This is a genomic window from Candidatus Dormiibacterota bacterium, assembly GCA_036495095.1.
Lineage (GTDB): Bacteria > Chloroflexota > Dormibacteria > Aeolococcales > Aeolococcaceae > CF-96.
Genome location: DASXNK010000192.1, coordinates 1 through 3765, shown reverse-complemented (window position 1 = coordinate 3765; position 3765 = coordinate 1). Strand labels below are relative to the sequence as shown.

General features: G+C 72.6%; 4 protein-coding genes. All 4 read left to right on the top strand.

The features are described 5' to 3' along the window. Positions 1–741: electron transfer flavoprotein subunit beta/FixA family protein (locus VGL20_19080; GenBank protein ID HEY2705790.1), on the top strand; the 741-nt coding region annotated here is incomplete at its 5' end. A gap of 17 nt (positions 742–758) precedes the next feature. Then, positions 759–1730 (top strand): electron transfer flavoprotein subunit alpha/FixB family protein, encoded by a 972-nt coding sequence (locus VGL20_19075; GenBank protein HEY2705789.1) that lies wholly within the window; start codon positions 759–761, stop codon positions 1728–1730. A gap of 70 nt (positions 1731–1800) precedes the next feature. Further along, positions 1801–3021: a cysteine desulfurase family protein gene (locus VGL20_19070; protein HEY2705788.1), complete on the top strand. Its 1221-nt coding sequence runs from the start codon at positions 1801–1803 to the stop codon at positions 3019–3021. 171 nt (positions 3022–3192) lie between these two features. After that, positions 3193–3765: tRNA 2-thiouridine(34) synthase MnmA (locus VGL20_19065; protein ID HEY2705787.1), on the top strand; the 573-nt coding region annotated here is incomplete at its 3' end.

Sequence of the window (3765 nt, the reverse complement as noted above, 5' to 3'; positions counted from 1 at the left end):
TGGGCGGAACGCACCCTGCGGGCGGAGGACTCCGTGCTCGACCGGGCGTCGCCGGACGGGGTCATCAACGAGCTCGACGAGTACGCGATCGAGGAGGGCCTCCGTCTGGCCGAGGCGCACGGGGGCGAGGTGACCATCCTGTCCATGGGCCCGGAAAAGGCCAGCGAGTCGATCCGCAAGGCCCTGTCGATGGGCGCTGACCAGGCGGTTCACCTGGTGGACGACCAGCTCGCCGGGTCTGACGCGCTGGCCACCTCGCTGGCGCTGGCCACCGTGCTCGGCCGGATCGGGTTCGACCTGGTCATCCTCGGCTCGGAGTCGACGGATGCCCGGATGGGTGTGATGGCCGCGATGCTCGCCGAGCGGCTCGGGGTCCCGCAGCTCTCGCTGGCCAGCAAGGTCGAGACCGATGGGTCAGCGATCTCGATCCGGCGCCAGACCGAATACGGCTACGACCGGGTCGAGGCGACCCTGCCCGCGGTGGTCAGCGTGGTCGAGAAGATCAACGAGCCGCGCTACCCGTCCTTCAAAGGGATCATGGCGGCCAAGAAGAAGCCGGTCGAGATCCTGAGCCTGGCCGACGCCGGGATCGACCCCGGCCAGGTGGGGCTGGGCGCGGCCGCGACCGAGGTGGTCAGCTTCGCCAAGCGGCCGCCCCGGCAGGCCGGCACGATTGTCAAAGACGACGGCGACGGCGGCGTCAAGGCGGCCGAGTTCCTCGCCACCCAGAAGTTCATCTGAGCAGGAGGACGGAGTCCGTGGCTGAGGTCCTGGTGCTCGCCGAGCATTCCGGCGAGACGGTTAAGAAGGTCACGCTCGAGCTGCTGACCCTCGCCCGCCGGCTCGGCGAGCCCGTCGTGGTCTGGCTGGGCGGCGGCGCGGACGGCGGCCGGGAGCGCCTCGGCGAGTTCGGCGCCGCCAAGGTCTACGTGGCGGACGGCGAGGGCGTGGACGATTATGTGGTCGCCCCCGCCGCCGAGGTGCTCGCGGCCCTGGCCAGCAGGACGGAACCGGCCGCCGTCCTGATCGCCGCCACGGCCGAGGGCAAGGAGATCGCCGGGCGGCTCGCGGTCAAGATCTCCTCGGGCGTGCTCACCGATGCGGTGGACCTCGTCCCCGGGGACGATGGCGCGGGGCCGGTGGCCGAGCAGTCCATCTTCGGCGGGGGGATCATCGTCCGGTCGCGGGTGCGGAGCGGCACGCCGATCGTGGCGGTGCGGCCGAACTCCGCCGCCCCGGAGCCCGCCGAGGCCGCGGCCACGCTGGAGCCGGCCGGGGTCGAGCTGAGCGAGGCGGCCAAGGCGGCCCACATCACCGAGCGGGTGGTGGCGCAGCGGGGTGAGCGGCCGGACCTGACCGAGGCGGCCATCGTGGTCTCGGGCGGCCGCGGGGTCGGCAACGCCGAGAACTTCGCGCTGATCGAAAAGCTCGCCGACGCGCTCGGCGCTGCCGTGGGGGCCTCGCGGGCCGCTACCGACGCCGGCTGGTATCCGCACCAGTTCCAGGTCGGGCAGACCGGCAAGACCGTCTCGCCCCAGCTCTACCTGGCCGTGGGCATCTCGGGCGCGATCCAGCACCGGGCCGGGATGCAGACCTCCAAGACCATCATGGTGATCAACAAGGATCCCGAGGCGCCCATCTTCGAGCTGGCCGACTTCGGGGTCGTCGGCGACCTGTTCAACGTCGTCCCGCAGCTCACCGGCGAGATCGCCCGGCACCGGGAGTCCTGAGGGCGGCGGCCGCACCGGCGCGGCCGGCCGCGCGGCGCCGGCCGGAATTACAGCTAGGCTTGGTGCCGTCATGGGGTACTCAGGTAGCGAGGGCGGGAGCCCAGGTCAGCGGCAGGACTGCCGGGTATACCTGGACCACGCGGCGACCACGCCGATGATCGGCGAGGCGATCGCCGTGATGACGGCCGAGCTCGCCCACCTCGGCAACCCCTCGTCCTTGCACAACGCCGGGCGGCGCGCCCGCCGGGTGGTCGAGGAATCCCGCGAGCAGATCGCCGACGCCTACGGGGCCCGGCCCAGCGAGGTGGTCTTCACCAGCGGCGGGACCGAGTCCGACAACCTCGCGGTGAAGGGCCTGTACTGGGCCCGCCGCGCCGCGGGCACCCGGCGGCGCAAGGTGCTGGTCACCGCGATCGAGCACCACGCGGTGCTCGACTCGGCCCAGTGGCTGGCCAGCCACGAGGCGGCGGAGGTGAGCTGGCTCCCGGTCGACTCCGATGGCGTTCTGCGGCCGGCCACGCTGCGGGCGGCCGTCGCCCCCGATCCCGGCGCCGTGGCGGTGGTCAGCGTCATGTGGGCGAACAACGAGGTGGGGACGATCCAGCCGATCGCGGAACTCGCCGCGGTCGCGCGCGAACACCGGATCCCCTTCCACACCGACGCGGTGCAGGCGGCCGGGCTGCTGCCGGTGAACTTCGCCGCCAGCGGGGTGGATGCGCTCACCATCTCCGGCCATAAGATCGGCGGCCCGGTCGGGGTCGGCGCGCTCCTGCTCGGCCGGGGGATCGAGCCGGTGCCGGTGCTGCACGGCGGCGGCCAGGAACGGGACGTGCGCTCCGGGACCCTCGACGCGCCGGCGATCGCGGCGTTCGCGGTCGCCGCCCAGATCGCCGTCAAGCGGCAGGAGGAGGAAGCGGCGCGGCTGGCCTCCCTCCGCGACCAGCTCATCGGGCGGGTGCTCGCGGCCGTGCCCGACGCCATGCTCAACGGGGCTCCGCCCGGTCCCGGCCGGCTGCCGGGCAACGCCCATTTCTCCTTCCCCGGCTGCGAGGGTGACGCCCTGCTCATGCTGCTCGACGCGAAGGGCATCGCCTGCTCCACCGGCTCGGCCTGCACCGCGGGCGTCGCCCAGCCCAGCCACGTCCTGCTCGCCATGGGCGCCGGCGAAGCCCGCGCCCGCGGCTCCCTCCGCTTCAGCCTCGGCTCCACCTCCACCGAGTCCGACGTCGAAGCGCTGGGCTCAGTGATCGCCGAGGCCGTCGAACGCGCCCGCCGCGCCAACAAATCCTGAAACATAACGGCGGTGCCCCGCACTCGGGTCCGCTCCGTCCCAGTTCTCGCGGGTTCGCCGCTTTCCAGGGGACGCTTGTGGGCCAGCCATCGGGTGTGCGGTGTCGGTCTCGGGGATCCGCACGGGCCAAATAAGCTGCTGGAGGCGAGAAGTTGCAGGAGGGTGACCGAGGTGCGGGTGCTGGCGGCTATGTCGGGCGGGGTGGACTCCGCGGTGGCTGCTGCGCGGGCGGTGGACGCCGGGCACGAGGTGACCGGGGTTCATCTGGCCCTGTCGAGCAATCCGCGGTCGTACCGGTCGGGGGCGCGGGGGTGCTGCACGCTGGAGGACGCGCGGGATGCGCGGCGGGCCGCCGATGTGATCGGGATCCCGTTTTACGTGTGGGACATGGCGGAGCGGTTTGACACCGATGTCGTGTCGGATTTTGTGGCGGAGTACGCGGAGGGGCGGACCCCGAATCCGTGTTTGCGGTGCAACGAGAAGATCAAGTTCGCGGCGGTGCTCGACCGGGCGGTGGCGCTCGGCTTCGACGCGGTGTGCACCGGGCATCATGCGCGGCTGGAGCGGGGGAGGCTGCGGCGCAGCGTGGATGCGGCCAAGGACCAGTCGTACGTGCTGGCGGTGCTGAACCGCGGGCAGCTTGACCGGGCGCTGTTCCCGCTCGGCGGGTCCACCAAGGCCGAGGTCAGGGCCGAGGCGGCGGCGCGGGGGCTGGCCGTCGCTGACAAGCCGGACAGCCACGAT

Bases quoted from the DNA above. Each gene is read 5' to 3' on its own strand.
- VGL20_19070 (HEY2705788.1), top strand. From the start codon at position 1,801: ATGGGGTACTCAGGTAGCGAGGGCGGGAGCCCAGGTCAGCGGCAGGAC.